Below are 1659 nucleotides of genomic sequence, written 5' to 3'. Positions count from 1 at the left end.
TCACCGCCCGCCGCCTCGCCGACGGCGTCGAGCCCCCCATGCGCCGCCGCCGCCCCGCCAAGGGCGCCTACGGCGAGGACTACGCCGGCCCCAACGCCGTCGGCGAGGCGGCGGGCGGTGAGCAGGAAGCCGGTGTGGCCGATCATGCGGTGGTCCGGGCGGACGGCGAGGCCCTCGATGTGCCAGTTGCGGATCATCGTCTCCCAGGCGGTCGGCTCGTTGAAGCAGCCGATCTCGCGGATGGACTCGACGGTCCGGGCGAGCTGGGTGGTGGTGGCGACGTAGCAGCAGAGGATGCCGCCGGGGACGAGTGCCTTGGAGACGGCCTCCAGGCATTCCCAGGGGGCGAGCATGTCGAGGATGACGCGGTCGACGTCGGTGTCGGACAGGTTGTCCTGGAGGTCGCCGACGGTGAGCTGCCAGGCGGGGTGGGGGCCGCCGAAGTAGCGCTCCACGTTCTGCTGGGCGATCTCGGCGAAGTCCGCGCGCCGCTCGTACGAGTGGAGCATGCCCTGGTCGCCGATGGCGCGCAGCAGGAAGCTGCTGAGCGAGCCGGAGCCGACGCCGGCCTCCACGACGCGGGCGCCGGGGAAGATGTCGGCGAAGGCGAGGATCTGCCCCGCGTCCTTGGGGTAGACCACGGCGGCGCCGCGGGGCATGGACAGGACGTAGTCGGGGAGCAGGGGGCGCAGCGCGAGGTAGGCGACGTTACCGGTGGTGCGGACAACGCTGCCCTCGGGTGCGCCGATCAGCTCGTCGTGGGGGAAGGAACCCTTGTGGGTGTGGAAGTTCTTTCCCTCTTCGAGCGTGAACGTGTAGTGGCGGCCCTTGGGGTCGGTCAGCTGAACCTGGTCCCCGACCTTGAAGGGCCCGCGACGGCGGGCGGCACCGGTCGGTTCGGACATGTGACCAGCCTACCGGTCCCCGAAGGGGCCGGAGACCACGGCTGTGTCCGGGTGGTGGGGGGCCGTACGGGTCAGGAGGGCCTGGCCATGGCCTTGACGAAGGCGCGTTCCACGTCGGCGGCGGAGAGGACGCCGTAGATCTCACCTGTCTCCTCGACGACGAGGTATTCGGTGGCGGGGGTGGCGCGGAGGGCGTCGAGGAGTTCTTCTCCGGCGAGTTCCGCGGAGACGCGCATGCCGTCGGTGAGGTCCTGGGCGAGGCCGCTGACGACGACCCAGGGGCGGCGGTGTTCGGGGACGCCGACGATGGCGGCCTCGCGGACGAGGGAGAGGGGTTCGCCGTCGGCGTCGACGACGACGAGGGCGCGGGCGCCGGCGTCGTTGGCGCGGCGGAGGGCTTCGGAGAGGGGGGTGTCGGTCTCGACGGGGACGGCGCGGCGGGTGAGGGCGCGGGCGCGCAGTTCGGGGAGGTGTTCGCGCAGGCGGGCCATGCGGAGGCTGTTGCCGGCACCGGTCCAGATGATGGCGGCGAGGATCGCGGCGAGCAGCGCGTCGAGGACGGTGTCCATGCCGACACTGTCGGTGGCGTCGGCGCCGAGGAGGCCGGACTGGGTGAGCCAGGGCAGTCCGATGAGGACGGAGAGGGCGAGGGCGCGGCCGACCCAGGCGGCGGCGACGGTGCCGCTCATGGGCTTGCCGGTGAGCTTCCAGACGACGGCGCGGAGCATGCGGCCGCCGTCGTCTGGAAGCTCAC

2 protein-coding genes are annotated in these 1659 nt (G+C 72.4%); both read right to left on the bottom strand.

Annotation, left to right across the window (positions count from 1 at the left end):
* The coding region (locus AOK15_RS38630) for a tRNA (adenine-N1)-methyltransferase (protein ID WP_240508793.1) at positions 1 to 905 on the bottom strand (905 nt) is incomplete at its 3' end.
* Between the two features lie 71 nt (positions 906 to 976).
* The coding region (locus tag AOK15_RS38625) for a CBS domain-containing protein (protein ID WP_157870501.1) at positions 977 to 1659 on the bottom strand (683 nt) is incomplete at its 5' end.

Source organism: Streptomyces ossamyceticus (assembly GCF_001418475.1).
GTDB classification, from domain to species: domain Bacteria; phylum Actinomycetota; class Actinomycetes; order Streptomycetales; family Streptomycetaceae; genus Streptomyces; species Streptomyces ossamyceticus.
This window is presented reverse-complemented; position numbering and strand designations above follow the sequence as displayed.